Annotated in this window: 12 protein-coding genes and 1 tRNA gene; 5 read left to right on the top strand and 8 right to left on the bottom strand. The window is 63.6% G+C overall.

Features of this window, described 5'->3' with window-relative positions; translation table 11 throughout:
- Positions 1-55 precede the first annotated feature (55 nt).
- Together DMX12_RS22025 and DMX12_RS22020 are read left to right on the top strand one after the other, a co-directional pair.
- Complete coding sequence (locus tag DMX12_RS22025) at positions 56-12,259, top strand: DUF4347 domain-containing protein (RefSeq protein WP_110679438.1); 12,204 nt, start codon at positions 56-58, stop codon at positions 12,257-12,259.
- A 50-nt stretch (positions 12,260-12,309) separates the two neighbouring features.
- The gene (locus DMX12_RS22020; RefSeq protein ID WP_054913683.1) at positions 12,310-13,785 is read left to right on the top strand and encodes a TolC family protein; all 1,476 of its coding nucleotides are present in this window, start codon (positions 12,310-12,312) and stop codon (positions 13,783-13,785) included.
- A 118-nt stretch (positions 13,786-13,903) separates the two neighbouring features.
- On the opposite strand, the gene DMX12_RS22015 is transcribed toward DMX12_RS22020, so the two are convergent.
- The 3 genes from DMX12_RS22015 to DMX12_RS22005 form a co-directional block, all read right to left on the bottom strand.
- Positions 13,904-15,199 (bottom strand): NAD(P)/FAD-dependent oxidoreductase, encoded by a 1,296-nt coding sequence (locus DMX12_RS22015; protein WP_110679437.1) that lies wholly within the window; start codon positions 15,197-15,199, stop codon positions 13,904-13,906.
- An 84-nt stretch (positions 15,200-15,283) separates the two neighbouring features.
- Positions 15,284-15,457 (bottom strand): DUF3094 family protein, encoded by a 174-nt coding sequence (locus tag DMX12_RS22010; RefSeq protein ID WP_033744188.1) that lies wholly within the window; start codon positions 15,455-15,457, stop codon positions 15,284-15,286.
- Positions 15,458-15,590: 133 nt separating this feature from the next.
- On the bottom strand, positions 15,591-16,220 hold the full coding sequence (locus DMX12_RS22005) for a DUF1780 domain-containing protein (RefSeq protein WP_009683003.1): 630 nt from the start codon (positions 16,218-16,220) through the stop codon (positions 15,591-15,593).
- Positions 16,221-16,351: 131 nt separating this feature from the next.
- On the opposite strand from DMX12_RS22005, the gene DMX12_RS22000 reads away from it, so the two are divergent.
- Positions 16,352-17,035, top strand: a complete 684-nt coding sequence (locus DMX12_RS22000; protein ID WP_054903879.1) for an energy-coupling factor ABC transporter permease — start codon at positions 16,352-16,354, stop codon at positions 17,033-17,035.
- A gap of 50 nt (positions 17,036-17,085) precedes the next feature.
- Here DMX12_RS22000 and yacG read toward each other — a convergent pair whose 3' ends face one another.
- The 4 genes from yacG to DMX12_RS21980 are packed head-to-tail and all read right to left on the bottom strand — an operon-like array spanning position 17,086 to position 19,983.
- Positions 17,086-17,286, bottom strand: coding sequence for a DNA gyrase inhibitor YacG (gene yacG / locus DMX12_RS21995; protein ID WP_009683001.1), 201 nt, complete (start codon positions 17,284-17,286; stop codon positions 17,086-17,088).
- Positions 17,283-17,906 carry a dephospho-CoA kinase gene (coaE, locus tag DMX12_RS21990; RefSeq protein ID WP_110679436.1) on the bottom strand — a complete coding sequence of 208 codons (624 nt, stop codon included), beginning with the start codon at positions 17,904-17,906 and terminating at the stop codon, positions 17,283-17,285. The genes yacG and coaE overlap by 4 nt, the downstream gene beginning before the upstream one ends.
- Positions 17,906-18,772 carry an A24 family peptidase gene (locus DMX12_RS21985; RefSeq protein ID WP_110679435.1) on the bottom strand — a complete coding sequence of 289 codons (867 nt, stop codon included), beginning with the start codon at positions 18,770-18,772 and terminating at the stop codon, positions 17,906-17,908. The genes coaE and DMX12_RS21985 overlap by 1 nt, the downstream gene beginning before the upstream one ends.
- A gap of 2 nt (positions 18,773-18,774) precedes the next feature.
- Positions 18,775-19,983, bottom strand: coding sequence for a type II secretion system F family protein (locus tag DMX12_RS21980; RefSeq protein WP_110679434.1), 1,209 nt, complete (start codon positions 19,981-19,983; stop codon positions 18,775-18,777).
- A gap of 215 nt (positions 19,984-20,198) precedes the next feature.
- Here DMX12_RS21980 and DMX12_RS21975 point away from each other — a divergent pair, with 215 nt between their 5' ends.
- Together DMX12_RS21975 and DMX12_RS21970 are read left to right on the top strand one after the other, a co-directional pair.
- Positions 20,199-20,609 carry a pilin gene (locus DMX12_RS21975; RefSeq protein ID WP_029884908.1) on the top strand — a complete coding sequence of 137 codons (411 nt, stop codon included), beginning with the start codon at positions 20,199-20,201 and terminating at the stop codon, positions 20,607-20,609.
- A 71-nt stretch (positions 20,610-20,680) separates the two neighbouring features.
- Positions 20,681-20,755: transfer RNA gene (locus DMX12_RS21970), tRNA-Thr, on the top strand.
- A 247-nt stretch (positions 20,756-21,002) separates the two neighbouring features.
- Here the strand turns inward: DMX12_RS21970 and DMX12_RS21965 are convergent.
- Positions 21,003-21,098: transposase domain-containing protein (locus tag DMX12_RS21965; RefSeq protein ID WP_143485438.1), on the bottom strand; the 96-nt coding region annotated here is incomplete at its 5' end.

Here is a 21,098-nt window from a genome sequence, read left to right as displayed (position 1 = left end):
CACTCTTTCAGCCGGGTTGCCAGGCAGGCAACCCAGCGTCACCAGGAGGTGCTGCATGAAATTCATCGAACGTTTCTCGCGCAAACGGGCATCGAAGCCAGTGGTTGGAGGCGGCGCGCAGCCGCCATTGCTGATGGCCCTGGAGCCGCGGATCATGTTCGATGCCTCTGTGGGGGTGGTTGCCCAGGATGCTGCGGCGACCACCGAGGCGGCAACCACGCCGGCCAAGGACAGCACGGTAGCCAATGACCAGCAGGCTGCCACGCCGCCCAGTGAACAGGGTAACCAACGCAACGAGGTCGTGTTCGTCGACGGCCAGGTGGCCGATGTCGCAGGCTTGCTGCAAGGGCTGGCGGGTAACGCCGAAGTGGTCATCCTCGACCCGGCCAAGGATGGCCTGCAACAGATGGCCGACTACCTCAATGGCCGCGAAGGGCTGGATGCCATTCATCTGCTGTCTCACGGTGCCGATGGCAGCGTGCAGATGGGCAACGTATGGCTGGCAAGCAACAACCTGGCCGAGCATCGGGCGGCACTGCAGAGCATTGGCTCGGCATTGAAGGCCGACGGTGATCTGCTGCTGTACGGTTGCAATGTCGGTGAAACGGCCAAGGGCCAGGCCTTCATCGATGAGCTGTCGGCCATTACCGGTGCCGATGTGGCGGCCTCGGCCGACGATACGGGTGCCGTGGACTTGGGTGGCAACTGGAGCCTCGAGCGTACCAGCGGGCTGATTGAAAGCACCGCGCTCGGGGCGCAGCTGGGCGGCTATCAAGGCTTGTTGGCTGCCAGCTTCACCGGTGGTGCCAACCCCACTGCACCGGTGCTGGCGTCGGGCAACCTGCCGAAGATGGTCATCGGCGACTTCAACGGCGACGGCCGTGATGACATCCTGTACCAGGTTGGCAGTGCCGGCAGTGCATGGAAGTTCGCGGCCGGCAACACCGACGGTAGCTTCACCGTGGTCGACCAGGCGCAGTCGCCTTTTGCTGGCGTCGTGCTGCTCGATGCCGCCACCAACGGTACCAACTATTACACCGCCGACTTCGACAACGATGGCGACCTCGATGTGCTGGGTGTCAGCAACACGACCGGCCCGGCCTATTTGTATCGCAACAACAACGGGATGTTCATCCGCGAAACCGCCAGCGGCTTCAATGGCACGCAATTCGGCGTGCGCCTGGTGGTGGGCGATTTCAACGGCGATGGCGCGGCCGACATCCTCTATCAGCCTGGTACCGTAGACTCCGCCAACCCTTGGCGATATGCCCAGAACAACGGCAACGGCACTTTCACCGACATGGTTCAGGCCGCCTCGCCCTTTGCCTCCTTCAGCCTGTCGCCCTACAGCACTTTCAATTATCGGGTGGTGGATTTCGAAGGGGATGGTGACCTAGACATCCTCTATGTGGCGAACAACTCAAGCCCCATTCTGTACCGCAACACTGGCGGCGTATTCACGCAGGTGGCGACCAACGCGCCTGCGGCGACGTTCGGCGGGCGTACCATCTGGGGCGATTTTGACGGGGACGGTGATGCCGACCTGTTCTGGCAGGTTGGCGCGAACGGCACCGATTGGAACTACGCCACCAACAATGGCGATGGCACCTTCAGCACGGTTGCCCGCTCTGCTTCGCCGTTCGCCGGCTTGACCATGGTCGACTTCGGCTTCACCAACTTCCGTACCGGCGACTTCGACGGCGACGGCGATAGCGACCTGATCGGTTCTGCAGCAGGGGTCTCTGCCAGCGTCTACTTCCAGAGCGGCTCCGCGCCCAGGCTGATCAGCGCCAGCCCGGCAGACGACGCGCTGAACGTTTCACCTGGCGCCAACATCACCTTGACGTTCAACGAGAGTGTCACCAAGGGCAGCGGCAACATCTACATCGTGCGCACCTCGGACAACACCATCGTCCAGACCATCGATGTAACCTCTGCCAGCATCATCGGCAGCGGCAACACCTGGATCATCGACCCTTCCGATCTGGCCCAGGGTACCGCTTACGCCGTGCGTATCGACCCGAAGACGTTCGTCAATGCCGATGGCAAGGTGTACCTGGGCATCAGCAGGAACACCACGCTCAACTTCGTCACCGCCACCAGCGCCGCGCCGGTAATCGCCAACCTCAATGGCGATACCGTCACCTATGTGGAAAAAAGCTCCGGGGTGCTGCTCGACCAGAGCGGCAACGCCGTGGTCACCGATGCCGACTCCGCCCAGTTCGGCGGCGGCAACGTGCGCGTGGCGCTCACCTCGGGTGGTATAGACAACCAGGATGTGCTGTCGATCTTCAGTACTGGCACGGCTGCCGGGCAGATCTCGACATCAGCCAACAGCGTGCTGTACAGCGGCGTGATCATCGGGACCTTCACCGGCGGCACCAGCGGCAACCCGCTGGTCGTTGCCCTCAACGCCAATGCCAGCCCCGCCGCCGTATCGGCGTTGCTGCAGAGCCTGGTGTACAACAACAGCAACACCACTGACCCGAGCAGTGGCGCGCGCACTGTCAGCGTCACCGTCACCGACGAGACCGGCACTACCAGCACAGCCGCGTCGGTTACCGTCAACGTGCTGGCGGTCGACGATGCGCCTGTCGTCACTGGCGCCGGCAGCAACCCGACATTTGTCGAACATGGCGCTGCCGTCACCGTGTTCAGTGGTATCGCGATAGACACCGTCGAGCCTGGGCAGAGCATCATAGGCCTGCAGGTGACTGTGGCCGGTGTGGCCGACGGGGCATCCGAGAAGCTGATCATCGACGGTACGGCCGTGGCCCTGGTCAGTGGCACCGCATTCACCAGCAACAACGGCCTGATTGTGCTGGTTTCAGGTACAGGTACAGTCACCCTCGACATCCTCGGCAACAATTACTCCACCGCCACCGCGCAGAGCATCATCAACAGCATTGCCTACCATAATGAGAGCAGCGCCCCGAGTGGTGCTGCGCGGGTAGTGACGTTGACCCAGGTGCGCGACAGCGGTGGGGCCACTAACGGTGGCAATAACACCTCCACGCCGAATATCGCCAGTGTGATCACCGTGCAAGCGGTCAACGACGCCCCCACCCTCAGCGGTGGCCCTTACGTGATCGCCCCGTCCACCGAAGACACCTCGAGCACCGCCGTGGGCGTTGCCAGTATCCTCGCCAGCGCGGCCTCCAATGACGTGGACACGGGCGGCGCGGCGTTTGGCATCGCCATCACTGCCACCACCGGCCGTGGCACTTGGCAGTACTCCACTGACGGCATGGCCTGGACCGATTTCGGCAGTGTTTCGGCCAGCAGTGCCTTGCTGCTGAGCGCCAGCAGCCAGGTGCGTTACATCCCCGACGGCGCCAACGGCGAGAACGTCGATTTCACCTACCGCGCCTGGGACAACACCATTGGTGGGGCGTCGGCGAACGGCATGCGCAGCACCGCCGACACCACGAGCAATGGCGGCGCCAGCGCATTTTCCACAGGCACCGCCCAGGCCACCTTGGTGGTCACATCGGTCAACGATGCACCAGTACTGACCTCGGTCAACCCGACCCTGACCGGTCTGACCGACACCGCCACCAGCAATACCGGCGACCCGGTCAGCTCGCTGCTCGGTGGTGTCACCGATGTGGACAATGGCGCGCTCCAGGGTATCGCCGTCACGGGCATGACCAGCACCTACGGCAGGTGGCAGTACAGCACCAACGCCGGTGCCAGCTGGAACGATATCGGCAGCGCATCCGACACCGCCGCACTGCTGCTGCGCCCGGTCGATCGTGTGCGTTTCGTGCCCGATGGTGTGCATGGCGAGACCGCCACCATCGCTTACCGCGCCTGGGACCAGACCGAAGCCCAGGGCCTGCAGGGCTTGCACACGAACATCAGCAGCCTTGGCGGCAGCGGTGCGTTCTCCAGCGCCACCGATACCGCCAGTGTGCTGGTAACGGCGGTAAACGACGCACCTGTGCTTACTGGCAGCGGCGGCACTGTGAACTGGACCGAGGGCAACAATGTTACGTCTACCCCGGTAGCGATCGACAGCGGTATCGTCATCACTGACCCGGATGGCCCGGGCATCAGCTCGGCGACCGTGAGCCTGGGTGGCAACTACATCCTCGGTGAGGATACCCTGGGTTTCACCGCCAACCCGGCCACCATGGGCGACATCACCGGCAGTTTCGATGCCATGACAGGCGTGCTTACCCTGACCTCCGCTGGGGCCGCAACCCAGGCGCAGTTCCAGGAAGCATTGCGTTCGGTCACCTACAGCAACAGCTCCGACACCCCAACCCTCAGTACCCGCACGGCATTGATCACGGTTAACGACGGCGGCCTGGACTCCAACGTGGTGACCCGCAGCATCACCCTCACCGCAGTCAACGACGCACCGCTGATCAGCGCACCCAGCAATGTCACGGTAACCGAGGACAGTGCGTCGCCGATCACCGGCATCATCCTGAATGATGTCGACTCCAGCAGTGGCACGCTGACCTTGACCGTGGCCTCCGGCGCGCTCAGCGCCACCAGCGGTAGCGGTGTTACCGTTGCCGGCAGCGGGTCGGCATTGACGCTGAGCGGTAGCCTGGCGGCAATCAACAACTTCATTGCAGCCGGCAGCCTCAAGTACACAACGGCGTTGAACGCCAACACCAGCGTTACCCTTGGCCTGAGCGTGGACACCGCCAGCGTCGGCACCGACACGCGCAGCCTGACCCTCGACGTGGCACCGGTGAACGACTCGCCGACCATCAGTGGTCCGGTTAGCATCAATGTCACCGAGGACGTGCCCAAATCCCTGGCCGGTGTCACCTTTGGCGATGTCGACGCCGGCACCGGCAGCGTCCGGGTGGTGTTCAGCGTGGCCAGCGGCAATGGCACCTTCACGGCTACCAGCAGCAGCGGGGTCACCGTCAGCGCCAATGGCAGCAACGCCATCACACTGGAAGGTACCGTCGCCGACATCAATACCCTGGTCAGCAACGGTCGACTGACCTTCCTGGGCGCGCCGAACGCGACCGGGGTCAAGACCATGTCGATCTCGATCAACGATAACGGCAACACCGGAAGTGGTGGTGCACTGCAGGTCAACGCCAACATCGCGCTGGTGATTGCGGCGGTCAACGATGCGCCAGTCAACAACCTCCCCGTCGCCCAGACCGTGCAGCAGGACGGCGCGCTGGTGTTCAACAACGCCAATGGCAACCTGATCAGCATTACCGACGTGGATATCGGCGGCAACGTCATGCAGCTGGCCCTGACGGCCAGCAACGGGCTGATGACCCTTGGTTCGCTCGCAGGGCTGACCTTCAGCCTCGGCGACGGCGCCAGCGACAGTGCAATGACGTTCAGCGGTACGCTGGCGGCCATCAATACCGCGTTGAACGGCCTGACGTTCACGCCGCAGCCCGGCTTCAACGGCGTCGGCTCCATCACTTTCGAAAGCAACGACCAGGGATACAGCGGCAGTGGCGGTATCAAGAGCGACGTAGACACGCTGTCGATCACCATTGCGCCAGCCAACCCGGCGGTCACGAGCGTGGCGGCGGGGTTTGGCGACGGCACATACAAAGTTGGCGACCAGATCGACATCCTGGTCAACTTCGACAGCGCAGTGGTGGTCGACCAGAGCGGCGGAAGCCCGACCCTGCTGCTGGAAACCGGTGCCATCGATCGCCAGGCGGCGTATATCGGTGGCTCGGGCAGCAACCAGCTGGTGTTCCGCTACACCGTACAAGCCGGGGACGTCAGCGCCGACCTCGACTACGCCAGCACTGCCGCGCTGGCGCTGAACGGCTCGACCCTGCAGGGCACCAGCGGTCATGTGGCGATACTGACCCTGCCGGCCGTCGGTGGCGCCGATTCGCTGGCTGGTCAGCAGGCCATCATCGTCGACGGTGTGGCCCCGAGTATCACCAACGTGGTGCTGCCAGCAGATGCCACCTATCGTCTGGGGGATGCCCTGAGGTTCACGGTCAACTTCAGCGAGGCGGTGGTCGTGAACACTGCTGGCGGCACCCCACGCATTCAAGTGACCCTGGATACGGGCGGTATTGCATACGCCGATTACCTGGCTGGCAGCGGCACCAGCGCCCTGGAGTTTGCCCTGGTGGTCGCCGCCGGCCAGCTGGATGCCAACGGCATTACCGTGGCTGGCGGCATCGAGCTCAATGGCGGCAGCTTGACCGACCTGGCTGGTAATGCCAGCGATACGGCCTTTACCGCTGGCAACAGCAGCGGCGTACTGGTAGATGGCGTGGTGCCGGGCGTGGCCAGTGTGCTGGTGCCGGCAAGCGGCAGCTACAAGGCCGGCGATGTCCTGAGCTTTACCGTCAACACCAGCGAAGTGGTGTTCGTCGGCGGTTCACCGCGCTTGGCCCTGGAGGTGGGTGGGGTTGCCCAGTACGCCACGCTGGTAGCGGGCAACGGTAGTTCCAGCCTGGTGTTCCAGTACACGGTGCAGGCTGGTGATACCGACGCCAACGGCATCAGCATCACCAGCCTGGACTCTGCCGGCGGCAGCATCACCGATGCGGCTGGCAATGCCATGCAACTGGCGTTGAATAACGTCGGCAGTACGGCGGGCGTGTGGATCGATACCCAGGCGCCGGCTGTAGTCGCCATGCTGCGCAGCACGCCCTCGCCAACAGGTGGCGAAGTGGTGCAGTTTGCCGTCACATTCAGTGAAGAGGTTTCCGGGGTAGACCTGGCTGACTTCGCGCTGGTACTGACCGGCAGCGCCAATGGCACCATCACCGACATCTACAACCTGAACAACGCCAGCTACATCGTGACGGTCAGCGGTGTGACGGGTGCTGGCACCCTTGGGTTGGGCATGAATGCAGCCGGCACCGGGATTGTCGATGGGGCTGGGAATGCCATCTCGGGCGGGTTTGTCGGGGAAGCCTACACGGTCGACCGCGTGGCACCTGCGGTGATCAGTGTCGATGTGCCTGCCGATGGCAGCTACGTGGCCGGCCAGAATCTGGACTTCACCGTCAACCTGGGCGAGGCCACGGTGGTCGACACCGCGGGTGGCACGCCGCGTATCGAAGTGATGCTGGATAATGGTGAAGTTGCCTACGCAACGTACTTGTCGGGCTCCGGCAGCACTGCGCTGGTATTCCGCCTGAGCGTGGTCACCGGCCAGGTCGATAGCGACGGCATTACCCTGGGCAACGCCATTCAACTGAACGGCGGCACCTTGCGCGATGCAATCGGCAACAACGCCGATCTGGCCTTGAACAACGTCGGCGACACCAGGGGCGTGCAGGTGGATGCTGTAGTGCCGGTGGTCGACAGCGTGGGCTTGCCGCAAGACGGTAGCTATAAGGCGGGTGACGTCCTGACGTTCACCGTCAATGCCAGTGAAGGTGTTGTGGTCGATACTACGGGCGGCACGCCGCGCCTGGCGCTGACCGTGGGCGGTGTCACCCGTTATGCCAGCTATGTATCTGGTGCGGGCAATGGCGCGCTGGTGTTCGAGTACACCGTGCAAGCTGGTGACAACGATGCCGACGGCATCGCAGTGGCCGGCAGCATCGATCTCAACGGCGGCAGCATCAAGGACCCTGCGGGTAACGACCTGGCCCTGTCGCTGGGCGCAGTCGGCAGTACCGCTGGCGTATTGGTGGACAGCGTGGTGCCGGGCGTGACCAGCATCGTGCGCGCCGATGCCACGCCCACCAATGGCAGCTCGATCAGCTACACCGTTACCTTCAGCGAAGATGTCAGCGGTGTGGACGCCAGCGACTTCACCGTCAGCTATGACGGAACTGCGGGCGGTAGCCTCGCCAGCGTGACCCAGGTCGACGGCAGGACCTACACCGTAGTGATCGACAACCTCACGGGTGAGGGCGATATCACGCTGGCCCTGAACGGCAGTGGGACGGGCATCGCTGATGCAGCAGGCAATGCCGTGGGTGCGGGACTGACCGGTGAAACCTACTCAGTGGACCGCACTTCACCGTCGGTTACCAGCGTCAGCGTGCCGGCCAACGGCAGTTATGTGGCCGGGCAAAACCTGGACTTCACCGTCAACTTGAGCGAAGCGACCCTGGTCGATACCAGCGCTGGTACGCCGCGTATCGAGGTCACACTCGATAATGGTGAAGTCGCCTACGCAACGTACGTGTCCGGTTCCGGCAGCACTGCGCTGGTATTCCGCCTGAGCGTGGTCACCGGCCAGGTCGATAGCGACGGCATCACCCTGGGCAACGCCATTCAACTGAACGGCGGCACCTTGCGCGATGCGGTCGGCAACGACACCACCCTGGTACTGAACAACGTCGGCGACACCAGTGGCGTGCAGGTGGACGCTGTAATGCCGGTGGTCAACAGCGTGGGCTTGCCGCAAGACGGCAGCTACAAGGTGGGTGACGTCCTGAGCTTCACCGTCAATGCCAGTGAAGGTGTTGTGGTCGATACTACGGGCGGCACGCCGCGCCTGGCGCTGACCGTGGGCGGTGTCACCCGTTATGCCAGCTATGTATCTGGTGCGGGCAATGGCGCGCTGGTGTTCGAGTACACCGTGCAAGCCGGTGACAACGATGCCGACGGCATCGCATTGGCCGGCAGCATCGATCTCAACGGCGGCAGCATCAAGGACCCTGCGGGTAATGACCTGGCCCTGTCGCTGGGCGCTGTCGGCAGTGCAGGCGTGCTGGTAGATACCGTGATACCCAGCGTGACCAGCATCGTACGCGCCGATGCCACGCCCACCAATGGCAGCTCGATCAGCTACACCGTTACCTTTAGCGAAGATGTGAGCGGCGTGGACGCCAGCGACTTCACCGTCAGCTATGGCGGGACTGCGGCAGGTAGCCTGGCCAGCGTGACCCAGGTCGACGGCCGAACCTACACCGTGGTCATAGCGGGCCTCACCGGCACTGGTGGTGTCACCTTGGCCCTCAACAGCAGCGGTACGAGCATCGCTGATGCGGCAGGCAACGCTATCAACACCGGCCTGGTCGGTGAAACCTATGCAGTGGACCGCACTTCACCGTCGGTTACCAGCGTCAGCGTGCCGGCCAACGGCAGTTATGTAGCGGGGCAAAACCTGGACTTCACCGTCAACTTGAGCGAAGCGACCCTGGTCGATACCAGCGCTGGTACGCCGCGTATCGAGGTCACACTCGATAATGGCGAAGTCGCCTACGCAACGTACGTGTCCGGTTCCGGCAGCACTGCGCTGGTGTTCCGCCTGAGCGTGGTCACCGGCCAGGTCGATAGCGACGGCATCACCCTGGGCAACGCCATTCAACTGAACGGCGGCACCTTGCGCGATGCGGTCGGCAACGACACCACCCTGGTACTGAACAACGTCGGCGACACCAGTGGCGTGCAGGTGGACGCTGTAATGCCGGTGGTCAACAGCGTGGGCTTGCCGCAAGACGGCAGCTACAAGGTGGGTGACGTCCTGAGCTTCACCGTCAATGCCAGTGAAGGTGTTGTGGTCGATACTACGGGCGGCACGCCGCGCCTGGCGCTGACCGTGGGCGGTGTCACCCGTTATGCCAGCTATGTATCTGGTGCGGGCAATGGCGCGCTGGTGTTCGAGTACACCGTGCAAGCCGGTGACAACGATGCCGACGGCATCGCATTGGCCGGCAGCATCGATCTCAACGGCGGCAGCATCAAGGACCCTGCGGGTAATGACCTGGCCCTGTCGCTGGGCGCTGTCGGCAGTGCAGGCGTGCTGGTAGATACCGTGATACCCAGCGTGACCAGCATCGTACGCGCCGATGCCACGCCCACCAATGGCAGCTCGATCAACTACACCGTTACCTTTAGCGAAGATGTGAGCGGCGTGGACGCCAGCGACTTCACCGTCAGCTATGGTGGGACTGCGGCAGGTAGCCTGGCCAGCGTGACCCAGGTCGACGGCCGGACCTACACCGTAGTGATCGACAACCTCACGGGTGAGGGCGATATCACGCTGGCCCTGAACGGCAGTGGGACGGGCATCGCTGATGCAGCAGGCAATGCCGTGGGTGCGGGACTGACCGGTGAAACCTACTCAGTGGACCGCACTGCGCCGTTGGTCACCAGCGTCAGCGTGCCGGCCAGTGGCAGCTATGTAGCGGGGCAGAACCTGGACTTCACCGTAAACCTCGGCGAAGCGACCCTGGTCGATACCCGCAATGGCACCCCGCGCATCAAGGTTACCCTCGATAATGGCGAAATCGCCTACGCCACATACCTGTCCGGCTCGGGTAGCACGGCCTTGGTGTTCCGGCTGACAATCGCCAGCGGCCAGCAGGACAGCGATGGCATCACCCTTGGCAGTGCCATCGAACTGAACGGCGGCACGCTACGCGATGCGCTCGGCAATAACGCTGATCCAGCGCTTAACGGCATTGCCGATAGCAGTGGCGTTCAGGTAGACGCGATCGTCCCGGTGATCGACCGGGTCAGCTTGCCGGCTAATGGCAACTACAAGGCCGGCGATGTGCTGACCTTCACCGTCAGTACCAGCGAGCCCGTGCTGGTCGATACCAGCAGCGGCACCCCACGCCTGGCGTTGGTGCTGGGCGGGGTGACCCGCTATGCACAGTACGTTTCCGGCTCTGGTAGCGCGCAGTTGGTGTTCGCCTACACCATTGAGCCCGGCAACAACGCCAGCGGCGGGGTGGCCTTGGGCGCAAGCATGGACCTGAACGGCGCCACGCTCGGTGACGCGGCTGGCAATGCCCTGAACCTGGCGCTTGGCAACCCTGGCACGGGCAGCGGCATCATCATCGATACCACCGCACCGCAGGTCAGCGACATCGTGCGCGTCGACACGACGCCTACCAACGCTGGCACGCTGCGTTACACGGTGACCTTCGACGAAAGCGTGTCCGGCGTGGACAGTGCCGACTTCACCCTGGCCTTTACCGGCAGCGCGAGCGGCCGCATCGCAGGGGTGCAACAGGTGGATGGTCGCACGTACATCGTCACCGTCGACAGCCTGGCCGGTGCCGGTAACGTGCGCCTGGACCTGAACCCCAGCAGTACCGGCATTGAGGATGCATCCGGCAACCCAGTCAGGGGTGGCCTGGCCGGTAGTGTCTACAGTGTCGATCGTGTGGCGCCGTCTGTCACCGACGTGGCTGTGCCGGTTAGCGGCACTTATGTCGCTGGCCAGTACCTGGACTTTATCGTCAGCACCGATGAAGCGGTGCTGGTGGACACAGGTGACGGTGCACCGCGCCTGGCTATCACCCTGGATGACGGGCGCGTGGCATACGCCGACTACCTGGCCGGGTCGGGTAGCAACAGCCTGGTGTTCCGCCTCAATGTCACCAGCGGCATGGCGGGCAACAACAGCCTCAGTGTCGGCACTGCCATCGACCTCAATGGCGGCAGCATTCGCGATGCCCGCGGCAACCAGGCACAAGCCACCCTGAACAACGTCGACGATACCCGAGGCATTCTGGTCGATGCCCGCGCACCGCGAGCCAGCAGTATCGTGGTAGACGGGCCGGTACTGCCAACTGATCGGAGCATCAGCTTCACCCTGACCTTCGACGAGGCGGTATCGGGCGTAGATGCCAGCGATTTCAGCGTGCTGGGCACCAGCAGTGCCAGCGGGGACGTGCAGACCGTGCAGCGCATCGATGCCACCACCTACCGCATCGTGGTGGGTAACTTGCGCGGCCAGGGCGCCTTGGCCTTGAGCCTCAATGCCTTGGGCAGTGGTATCCAGGACAGCGCCGGCAATACCCTGGCGACCAGCTTGGTGAGCCCGGCACAGAGCACGCAGGCGCAAGACGTGGGTGACCTGCAATACCGCCTGAACCCGCCGCAGCCGGTTGACGTACCGCAAGCTGTGCAGTTGCAGCCGCAAGTGCCTGGCATGCCGGCCAATGCAGGGGTTTCCCCGTTGCTGCCAGCATCGTTGTTCGAGGTGCGCAGTGTGGGCGGCGACTTGCAGCCGTTGGGCACGATCTTCCTCGCCAATGGGGGCAGTGCCCCAAGCTTCATCGCCCAGGTATTCGGCAGCAGCGACAGCAGTGCCGGGCAGAGTGGTTTTGCAGGCTTTGGCAATGGCGGCAACAGCGTGTTTGGCAGTAGTACGCTGGCGGCCATCTTCAACCACGATGTACCCGGCGTCAGCGCACTGAATGTGTTCAACGGCACCCAGTGGCGCCCGGCCGAACTCGAGCAAGGCTTGCGCGGGGTGTTTGGCGCGCCGAGCTTCAGCCAGCAGTTGCAGCAACTCAACGAAAGCGAACTGCGCCAGGTGCGCGACCTGGCTCAGGCCTTGGCCCAACCGGCGCAGATCGGACGGCAGGTATGAAATACAGCACAACACATGATCAACATGCCGTACCAGGGGGCGGCCCAAGGATGAATAAAAGTCATAAACTGTTCGGTGCCAGCTTGCTGGCGCTGGCCATCAGCGGGTGTGCTGTAACCAGTCAGCCTATCGACCGCAGTGCTAGCGAAGCCCGTGCGCGTACCGACCTGGCCACCATGTTCAAGGGGCAGGAGCCCCTGAGCGGCCCCCTGACCCTGCACCAGGCCATGGCCCGCGCGGTCAAGTACAACCTCGAAGCGCGGCTGAAAGTCATGGAAGAGGCACTGGCCAAGCGCCAGGTCGACCTCGCCCAGTTCGACATGCTGCCACGCATGGCGCTGGATGCCGGTTACGTCGGGCGCAACAACGTGGGGGCGTCCAGCAGCCAGAGCATCCGCACCGGCACCCAGTCCCTGGAGCCGTCCACTTCGCAAGACCGTGACCGTGAAGTGGCCGACCTGACCATGGTGTGGAACGTACTGGACTTCGGCGTCAGTTACGTCAGCGCCAAGCAGCAGGCAGACCAGCGCCTGATTCTTCAGGAACGCAAGCGCAAGGTGATTCACACCATCACCCAGGACGTGCGTTCGGCCTATTGGCGCGCGGTGGCGGCGCAGCGCTTGCTAAGCCAGATCGACGCCTTGATGGGGCGTATCCAGCAGGCCCGCGACAACAGCCAGCGCATGGCCACCCAGCGCATCGGCGACCCGGTGCAGACCCTGAGCTACCAGCGCGCGCTGATCGAAGCCACGCGCCAGCTGGAAGAGCAGCGCCGCGCCTTGTCGTTGGCCAAGACCGAGCTGGCCGCACTGATCAACCTGCCGCTGAACACCGACTTCACCCTGGCCCCCGAACAAGGCTATGCAGTGCCACAGTTCACCGGCGACCTGGCCAAGCTCGAAGAGCAGGCCCTGGCCAGCCGCCCGGAACTGCGCGAGCAGGACTACCAGGCGCGCATCAGCGCCGCAGAAACCCGCAAGGCCATGCTGCGTATGCTGCCGGGGCTGGAGTTTTCCGCTGGCGGGCACTACGACAGCAACTCGTTCCTGACCAACCAGAGTTGGGCCGACTACGGCGTGAAAGTGACCTGGAACCTGTTCAACGTGCTTTCGGCCCCCACAGCCATCAAGGTTGCCGAAGCCGGTGAGGACGTGGCCGCCGCGCGGCGCCAGGCGATGTCGATGGCGGTGCTTGCGCAGTTGTATGTGGCCAACGCCAACTACCAGGAGTCGGTGCGGCAGTTCCGTACCAGTGAGGAGCTGGCCACGCTCGATGGCGAGATTGCCGGCCAGTTGCGCAACCGCTTCCAGACCCAGAACATCGGCGAGCTGGAGCTGATCCAGGGCGAGTTGAACAACCTGCAGACGCAGTTGAAGCGCGACCTTGCCTACGCAGAACTACGCAACGCCTACGCGCAACTGTATGTGAGTTCGGGCACCGATCTGCTGCCGGATACCTTGCCGGACAGCAACCTGCAGACCATCGCCACGGCGTTGCAGAACGGCGAGGCGAACTGGAACCACTGATCGCTGTAGGAGCGGCCTTGTGTCGCGATGGGCTGCACAGCAGCCCCGGGGATACCGGCCAAAATCCGGCCCCCGGGGCCACCGCACCAAGCAAGGGCTACACCTGCAAATCGCCCATTCAGTGCAATTTCAACCGCGGCTCGGTACCCCGGCCAATCTTGCTGCCCAACATCATCAATGCCGTACGGAAGAACCCGTACAACGCCATCTGGTGCATGCGGTACAGCGACACATAGAACATCCGCGCCAGCCAGCCTTCCAGCTTCACGCTGCCCATCAGGTTACCCATCAGGTTGCCCACCGCGGAGAAGCGCGACAGAGAAACCAGCGAGCCGTAGTCCTTGTAGGCATAAGTGGGCAGCGGCTTGTTCTCCAGCCGCGCTTTAAGGCTTTGCGCCAGCATCGACGCCTGCTGGTGCGCCGCTTGCGCCCGTGGCGGTACATTGCGGTCGCTGTCTGGCTGCGGGCACGCCGCACAGTCGCCAAAGGCGAAAATGTTGTCGTCGCGGGTGGTTTGCAGGGTAGGGCGTACCACCAGCTGGTTGATGCGGTTGGTTTCCAGGCCATCGATGTCCTTGAGGAAACCGGGCGCACGGATACCGGCCGCCCACACCTTCAAACTGGCCTGGATCACCTCGCCGTCCTTGGTTTTCAGGCCGTCTTCGGTGACTTCGCTGACAGCGGCATTGGTCATGACCTTGACCCCGAGTTTTTCCAGGGTCTTGTGCACCGGTACGCTGATGCGCTCCGGTAGCGCCGGCAGAACGCGCGGGCCGGCCTCGATGATGGTGATGTGCATGTCCTTGGGCTGGATGCGGTCCAGGCCATAGGCCGCCAGCTCATGGGCCGCGTGGTGCAGCTCGGCCGCCAGCTCCACACCGGTGGCGCCCGCACCCACAATGGCTACGCTGATTTTCTCGCTGGCCACGTCGCCGGCGTGGGCACGCAGGTAGTGGTTGAGCAGTTGCTGGTGGAAGCGCTCGGCTTGCTTGCGGGTGTCCAGGAACAGGCAGTGCTGCGCCGCGCCCAGGGTGCCGAAGTCGTTGGTATTGGAGCCCACGGCAATGACCAGGGTGTCGTAGCCCAGGGTACGTGCAGGCAACAGCTCGCGCCCCTCTTCGTCCAGGGTGGCGGCCAGTTGGATCTGCTTGCCCTCACGGTCCAGGCCGCTCATGCGCCCCAGCTGGAAGTTGAAGTGGTTCCACTTGGCCTGGGCCACGTAGTTCAGTTCGTCTTCCGAGGAGTTCAGCGAGCCGGCGGCCACTTCGTGCAGCAGTGGCTTCCAGATGTGCGTGAGGTTGGTGTCGACCAGGGTGATGTCAGCCTGCTTGCGCTTGCCCAGGCTTTTACCCAGGCGGGTCGCCAGTTCCAGGCCGCCGGCGCCGCCGCCGACAATCACGATGCGATGAGTCATGGGGATATCTCATAAGGTTTACGGAATGCTTGCCCTTTGGGGGCGGCCGCAAACTGCACGAGGGGAGGGCGAGCGCAAGGCAGCTCATAGCACCAGTCCACTCAGCAGGCGGCTGACAAGGCCCAACCCGATGGTCACGGCCACCACCAGCACAAGGAGCAGCCATGGCCGGAAGGGCCGGCGCTCGACTTGGTGCTGAGGGGCGCGCAGATACTCATCGACTCGACGCTGATCTTCCGGGTTCAGGCGGCTGGTCATGGTAGGGCCTCGTCAGGTAGACGTAAGAGACTGCACAAACGCTACAGCGTTCGTGCAAGCGCTTGAAACAAATGATAATGCTTTCTATCCCTGGCGCCGAGTGTACGCCATCGCAAACACTCGCTGCACGGGATCAAAGACTGATGCCAACGTCGAAGACGATGCTGCGCCCCAGGTTGCTGCGCAGGAAATCCGGCGCATCGGGGTGGGCGAACAGCACGCGGGCAAAGGTTGGCCCGACCAGCGACAGCGAGCGCCAGCCCTGGCGCAGGTATTCGGTGGGCGGCGGGAAGTGGGTGTTCAGGTCCAGCACCTCGCGCTTTAGGCTGGAAAACGCAATGATGTCCAGCTCGTTCAGCTCCAGCCCGCGCTCGCGATAATTGCGCGCCTTCTTGCGCAAGGTGGGCGCCAGCCGCCCGAGCAGTTCGGTGGCACTGATGCGCCGTGGGCGGGCTTCGCGGCGCACCAGTTGCGCCAGGGAAAATGCACTGCGCCGGCGCTGCAGCTCTTCGCGCCATTCATCATTCAGGCGGCGGCCCTCGTCGAGCACGAAAAACACCTCGAAGGCGGCGTCGCGGAACAGCACGTCGGGCGGCTCTTGCCCGGCCGGGGTGAAGTCTTCGCTGCGGTAGGGAATGTTCAGCCCCTGCAACAGGCGCTGGCACACCCACCGCTCCCGCTCCCACTTGCGGGCGTTGGAGAGGAAGGCATTGGCTTGTTCGGCCTGAATGGTCAGCAGGCGCAGGTAGTCGGAGTCATCCATGCACACAAGCTTAGCCGTTAATCGATGGCAGCAAGAGGCGCGCATGCGGCCGCAGGCCGTCCGCTGCAGAGGGGCCGGGAAGTTTGCGTGTACACTGCCCTTATCCACAAGCCGGCAAGGGGCATTATTCAGTGATCAGCGCACAGGTGTTGTCTGGCACCACCCTGAGCCTTGGCTGGCTGGGTTACGTGCCGCTGCTGGCCTGGGCCGCCAGCCAGGTTCGCTGGGTGGAACTGCTTGCCGACCGGCGCCGCCAGCACCTGCTGTTTGGCACGGTGTTCTGCCTGTTCGCGTTGTGGCTGGTAAGGCGCGATTTCGATACCGGCGTGGCGTACCACTTCATCGGCATGACGGCGGTTACCCTGTTGCTGGACTGGCCACTGGCCGTGCTGGGCGGTTTCATGGCCCAGCTTGGCCTGCTGGTGCTGGGGCGCCAGGACCTGGCGGCGTTGGGGGTCAATGGTCTGTTGCTGGTGGGTTTGCCGGTGCTGATCACCGAGGTGTGCGCCCTTGTGGTGGAGCGGGCACAACCGCGAAACCTGTTCGTTTACATCTTCTGCTCAGGGTTTTTCCCTGCCGCACTCACGGTGCTGGTCTGCGTGCCGGTGGCGCTAGGGCTATTGTGGCTGGACGGGCGCTTTGCGCTGCCAGAGTGGCTTGGCGACTTTGTCGGTTACCTGTGGCTGATGATGTTCCCCGAAGCGTTCATCAACGGCATGGTGATCAGTGCGCTGGTGGTGTTTTGCCCGGACTGGCTGGAAACCTTCAACCGCACGCGGTATTTGCAGGCGCCGTGGAAGGACGATGAGCACTGAGCCCGCAGGCTAGGCCGGTGCATCATCGCCTGGCCGGCAGGTGGATCAGTTCAATGCCGCGACTCCAGGTCGCCTGAATACAGCTCGTCCTCGGACTCCTGCGCCCCAGGAATCTTGTGTTCCTCCGCAGCCCAGGCACCCAGGTCGATCAGCTTGCAGCGGTCTGAGCAGAACGGCCGGAACGCGCTTTTCTCGGTCCATTCCACAGGTGCGCCACAGGTCGGGCAATCGACGGTCAATGGCTGGCTCATGGCTGGCCTCCTTTCAAAGTCAGGTAAAAGTGGTGCAGGCGGTCAATCTGCTCATGCAGCGCGGCAAGGTCACCGTCATTGACCACCACATCGTCGGCATGGCGCAAGCGTTCCTCGCGGGCCAATTGGGCCTTCAGGATCGCCTGCACCTGCTCGGTACTGGTGTTGTCCCGGGCCAGGGTACGCGCCACTTGCAACGCCTGCGGCGCATCGATCACCAGCACGCGCTGGGTCTTGTGGTGCTGCCCCGACTCGATCAGCAGCGGCGACACGTAGATCGCATACGGCGACTCTGCCTTGGCCAGGTAGCTGAAAATCTCTTGCCCGATCAGCGGGTGCAGCAGTTGCTCCAACCATTTGCGCTGCGCGGGGTCGGCGAAAATCAGCTGGCGCAGCGCGGCACGGTCGAGCTGGCCATCGGCCTGCAGCACCCCCGCGCCAAAGCGCTCGACAATGCTGGCCAGGGCCGGGCGGCCGGGCTCGACCACCCAGCGCGCAGCCTGGTCGGCGTCGACCAGGTGCACGCCAAGCTCGACGAAGCGCTCGGCGGCGGCGCTTTTGCCGCTGCCAATGCCGCCAGTCAGGCCGAGAATCCAGGGGGTAAACGCCGCAGTGGTCATCAGTATCCCAGCAGTTGCAGGTAAGAGGCGTATATTTCATCACCCCAGAGCACGGCAATCCACCCCGCAATGGCCAGATATGGGCCAAACGGCATCGCCGCGCCTAGTGCGTGCCGGTGCAAATGCAACAAGCACAGGCCAACCAGCGCCCCGACCACCGACGACAACAGCAGCGTCAACGGCAGCACCTGCCAGCCACCCCAGGCGCCGATCAGCGCCATCAGCTTGAAGTCGCCATAACCCATGCCTTCCTTGCCGGTGACCAGCTTGAACAGCCAGTACACCGACCACAGGCAGAGGTAACCCGCCACCGCCCCCCACACCGCACTGCCCAGCGGCACATACACGGCAAAGGCGTTGACGATCAGCCCCAGCCACAGCATCGGCAGCACCAGTACGTCCGGCAACAGCTGGTGATCGGCATCGATCAGGCTCAGGGCCAGCAGGCACCAGGTCAACGGCAATGCCAGCAATGCCTCGGCTGACGCACCAAAACGCCAGGCCACCAGCAGCGACAGCAGCGCACTGGCCACTTCCACCAGTGGGTAACGCGGGCTGATGCGGGCCTTGCAGGCAGAGCAGCGCCCACGCAAGGCCATGTAGCTGAGCACTGGAATGTTTTGCCACGGGCGAATCGGGTGTGCGCACTGCGGGCAGCGCGAAGCGGGCAGGCACAGGTCGAAGCGCGGGTGCTGCGTAGTCGGCAGCCCCAGAACCTGCTGCGCTTCACGCTGCCATTGGCGCTCCAGCATGATCGGCAGGCGGTACACCAGCACATTCAGAAAGCTGCCTACCAGCAGGCCGAGCACGCTCGCCAGGGTGTAGAAGTACGCCGGCTGTTCAGCCAGCAAGGTCCATAAAGTCATGTTCAGATCAAGCTACCCAACTGGAAGATCGGCAGGTACATCGCCACTACCAGGCCACCCACCAGCAAGCCCAGGACCAGCACGATGGCCGGCTCCAGCAAGCTGGTCAACTGGTCCAGCGCCTGGCTGACCTGTTCCTCATAATGGCTGGCGGCTTTGTCCAGCATCGTGTCCAGCGTGCCGCTGGCTTCACCGATGGCCGTCAGTTGCACCAGCAAGGGTGGAAACAGCGGCTCACCCGCCATCGCCTGGTTCAGCCCCTGCCCATTGGCCATACCCTGGCGCAAGCGCAGCACCGCCTGTTCGTGCAACTGGCCCCCGGTTACCCGCGCCACCGTACCCAGGGCATCCAGCAAGGGCACCCCGGCCGCATAAGCGGTTGCCAGGCTACGCGCAAAGCGCGCCAACGCCGCCTGCCCCAGCAGCGTGCCGAATACCGGCAAGCCCAACACCAGGCGCCCAAGCCACAACCGCGCAGGCGCATGCCGGCGGCACAGCTGGCGCCCGGCAAAACCTAGCACCAGGCCCAGCGCCAGCAACATCGGCGCAAACCGGCCGAACCCTGTGGACAAGTCGATCACCCACTGGGTAAATGCCGGCAATTGCGCGCCCATGCCTGCGAACATGTCCTCGAACCTGGGTATTACCTCCAGCAACAACACCGCCGACACACCCAGCCCGGTCAGCAACAGCAGCAACGGGTAGACCATCGCCTTGCGCACCTTCTTCTGCAGCGCCCGCCGCTGTTCCAGCATGCCTGCCAGCTGCTCCAGCTGCCGGTCCAGCGTGCCCGACTGTTCGCCCACCCGTACCAGGTTGCAGTACAGCGCATCGAACCAGCCCGGGTGGCGTTGCAATGCATTCGCCAGCCCCAGGCCCGCAGCTACATCCTGTTTCAATCTAACCAGCAGCGCAGCCAGGACAGCACCACAGCCACTGCGCCCCATCACCTCGAACGCCTGCAACAGCGGCACCCCGGCCTTGAGCAAGGTCGCCAACTGCCGGCTGAAACCTGCCGGGTCGGCCTTTTCCCGCCGCTTTGGCAGCTTGAGGCCAAGCCCGCTGGCCGGCCGCAAACTGGCCACGTTGATGCCTTGGCGAATCAACCCGGCACGTACATGGGCCGGGCTGGGCCCAGGCGTTTGGCCACTGACCGGCGCGCCATTGGCGTCGGTGCCGTGCCAGCTGTAGAGGGGGGGGGTAGTGGTCATGCGAAGGTCCTTTTGTTGCCCGTGCGACAAGCCTGGAAACAGCTTGCCGCGCCTATGCCAGGGCGCGCGTCCATGATGCTCACTAGAGTAGTTCAGCGATGATGAAGCCCAAGCAGGCAGGGGTGACAAAAGGTGACTGTTCAGGCCTACTGCGCCGCTGTCGCTTGGGGCGAGATTGACCCTAACGAGTACGCGTATCAAAAAGGAAACTGTTCATGAAAGGGCAACGCGGTATCACCCTGATCGAACTGATGATCGTTGTGGCGATCATCGGCATTCTGGCGACCATCGCCTTACCGATGTACACCAACCACCAGGCCCGCTCCAAGGCCGCGGCCGGCTTGCTGGAAATCAGCGCCCTGAAAACGGCGATGGACCTGCGCCTGAACGACGGCAAGGATGTAGCCGGCGTAGCCGAACTGGGCGGCCAGCCGGCAACGGCCCATTGCGCGATTACCGCCAACGGCAAGGCGGCCGATAGCAGCGGCAGCCTGGTGTGCACCCTGGTGGACGCACCGGCCACCGTGCTGGGCAAGGCCCTGACGTTGACCCGTTCGGCAACGGGCTGGGCGTGCACCACCGACATCGAAGAAGACCTGGCGCCGAAGGGCTGCAAGGGGGCCTGAGGGCAGGGCAATAAAGTAGTGGAAACAGGGGTTTGCGTAACAGGTGCGAGCAGTGGTACGTTGCGCTACACGCCGGTGTAGCTCAGTCGGTAGAGCAGCGCACTCGTAACGCGAAGGTCGCAGGTTCGATTCCTGTCTCCGCACCACATCCAGCTCCACTGCATTCCGCTGAGTGCGTTGGAAGCTCTCTAAACCGGCCTTCTGGCCAATGCCAGTCAGTTGAGTAATTTGGGGCCGCTTTGCGACCCTTCGCGGGCACGCCCGCTCCCACAGGGGTCGCGCATTTCTCGAGTTCAGCGCCAAACGTGTGGGAGCGGGCGTGCCCGCGAAGGGCTGCAAAGCAGCCCCAGTAACGCTTAACTGTAAGCGTCCGGCGAACTCACCTTGCGTAAGTCAGGCCGGCACCCACTGATGCGGCAGCAACTGTCCGATCTCACTGGCCCGTTGGGTCGGCAGCCGCGTCAGTACATCCTTGAGATAGGCATACGG

This window comes from Pseudomonas sp. MB-090624 (assembly GCF_003205245.1).
Lineage (GTDB): Bacteria > Pseudomonadota > Gammaproteobacteria > Pseudomonadales > Pseudomonadaceae > Aquipseudomonas > Aquipseudomonas juntendi.
Note: the sequence above shows the minus strand (reverse complement) of the source record. Positions and strands in the feature narration are given on the sequence as shown.

Excerpts from the sequence above, each read along its gene's own strand:
- DMX12_RS21980 (WP_110679434.1), bottom strand. The coding sequence starts at position 19,983 with ATGACCACTACCCCCCCCCTCTACAGCTGGCACGGCACCGACGCCAAT.
- DMX12_RS22005 (WP_009683003.1), bottom strand. The coding sequence starts at position 16,220 with ATGGATGACTCCGACTACCTGCGCCTGCTGACCATTCAGGCCGAACAA.
- DMX12_RS21985 (WP_110679435.1), bottom strand. The coding sequence starts at position 18,772 with ATGACTTTATGGACCTTGCTGGCTGAACAGCCGGCGTACTTCTACACC.
- DMX12_RS22025 (WP_110679438.1), top strand. The coding sequence starts at position 56 with ATGAAATTCATCGAACGTTTCTCGCGCAAACGGGCATCGAAGCCAGTG.
- DMX12_RS22020 (WP_054913683.1), top strand. The coding sequence starts at position 12,310 with ATGAATAAAAGTCATAAACTGTTCGGTGCCAGCTTGCTGGCGCTGGCC.
- yacG (WP_009683001.1), bottom strand. The coding sequence starts at position 17,286 with ATGAGCCAGCCATTGACCGTCGATTGCCCGACCTGTGGCGCACCTGTG.
- DMX12_RS21975 (WP_029884908.1), top strand. The coding sequence starts at position 20,199 with ATGAAAGGGCAACGCGGTATCACCCTGATCGAACTGATGATCGTTGTG.
- DMX12_RS22015 (WP_110679437.1), bottom strand. The coding sequence starts at position 15,199 with ATGACTCATCGCATCGTGATTGTCGGCGGCGGCGCCGGCGGCCTGGAA.
- coaE (WP_110679436.1), bottom strand. The coding sequence starts at position 17,906 with ATGACCACTGCGGCGTTTACCCCCTGGATTCTCGGCCTGACTGGCGGC.
- DMX12_RS22010 (WP_033744188.1), bottom strand. The coding sequence starts at position 15,457 with ATGACCAGCCGCCTGAACCCGGAAGATCAGCGTCGAGTCGATGAGTAT.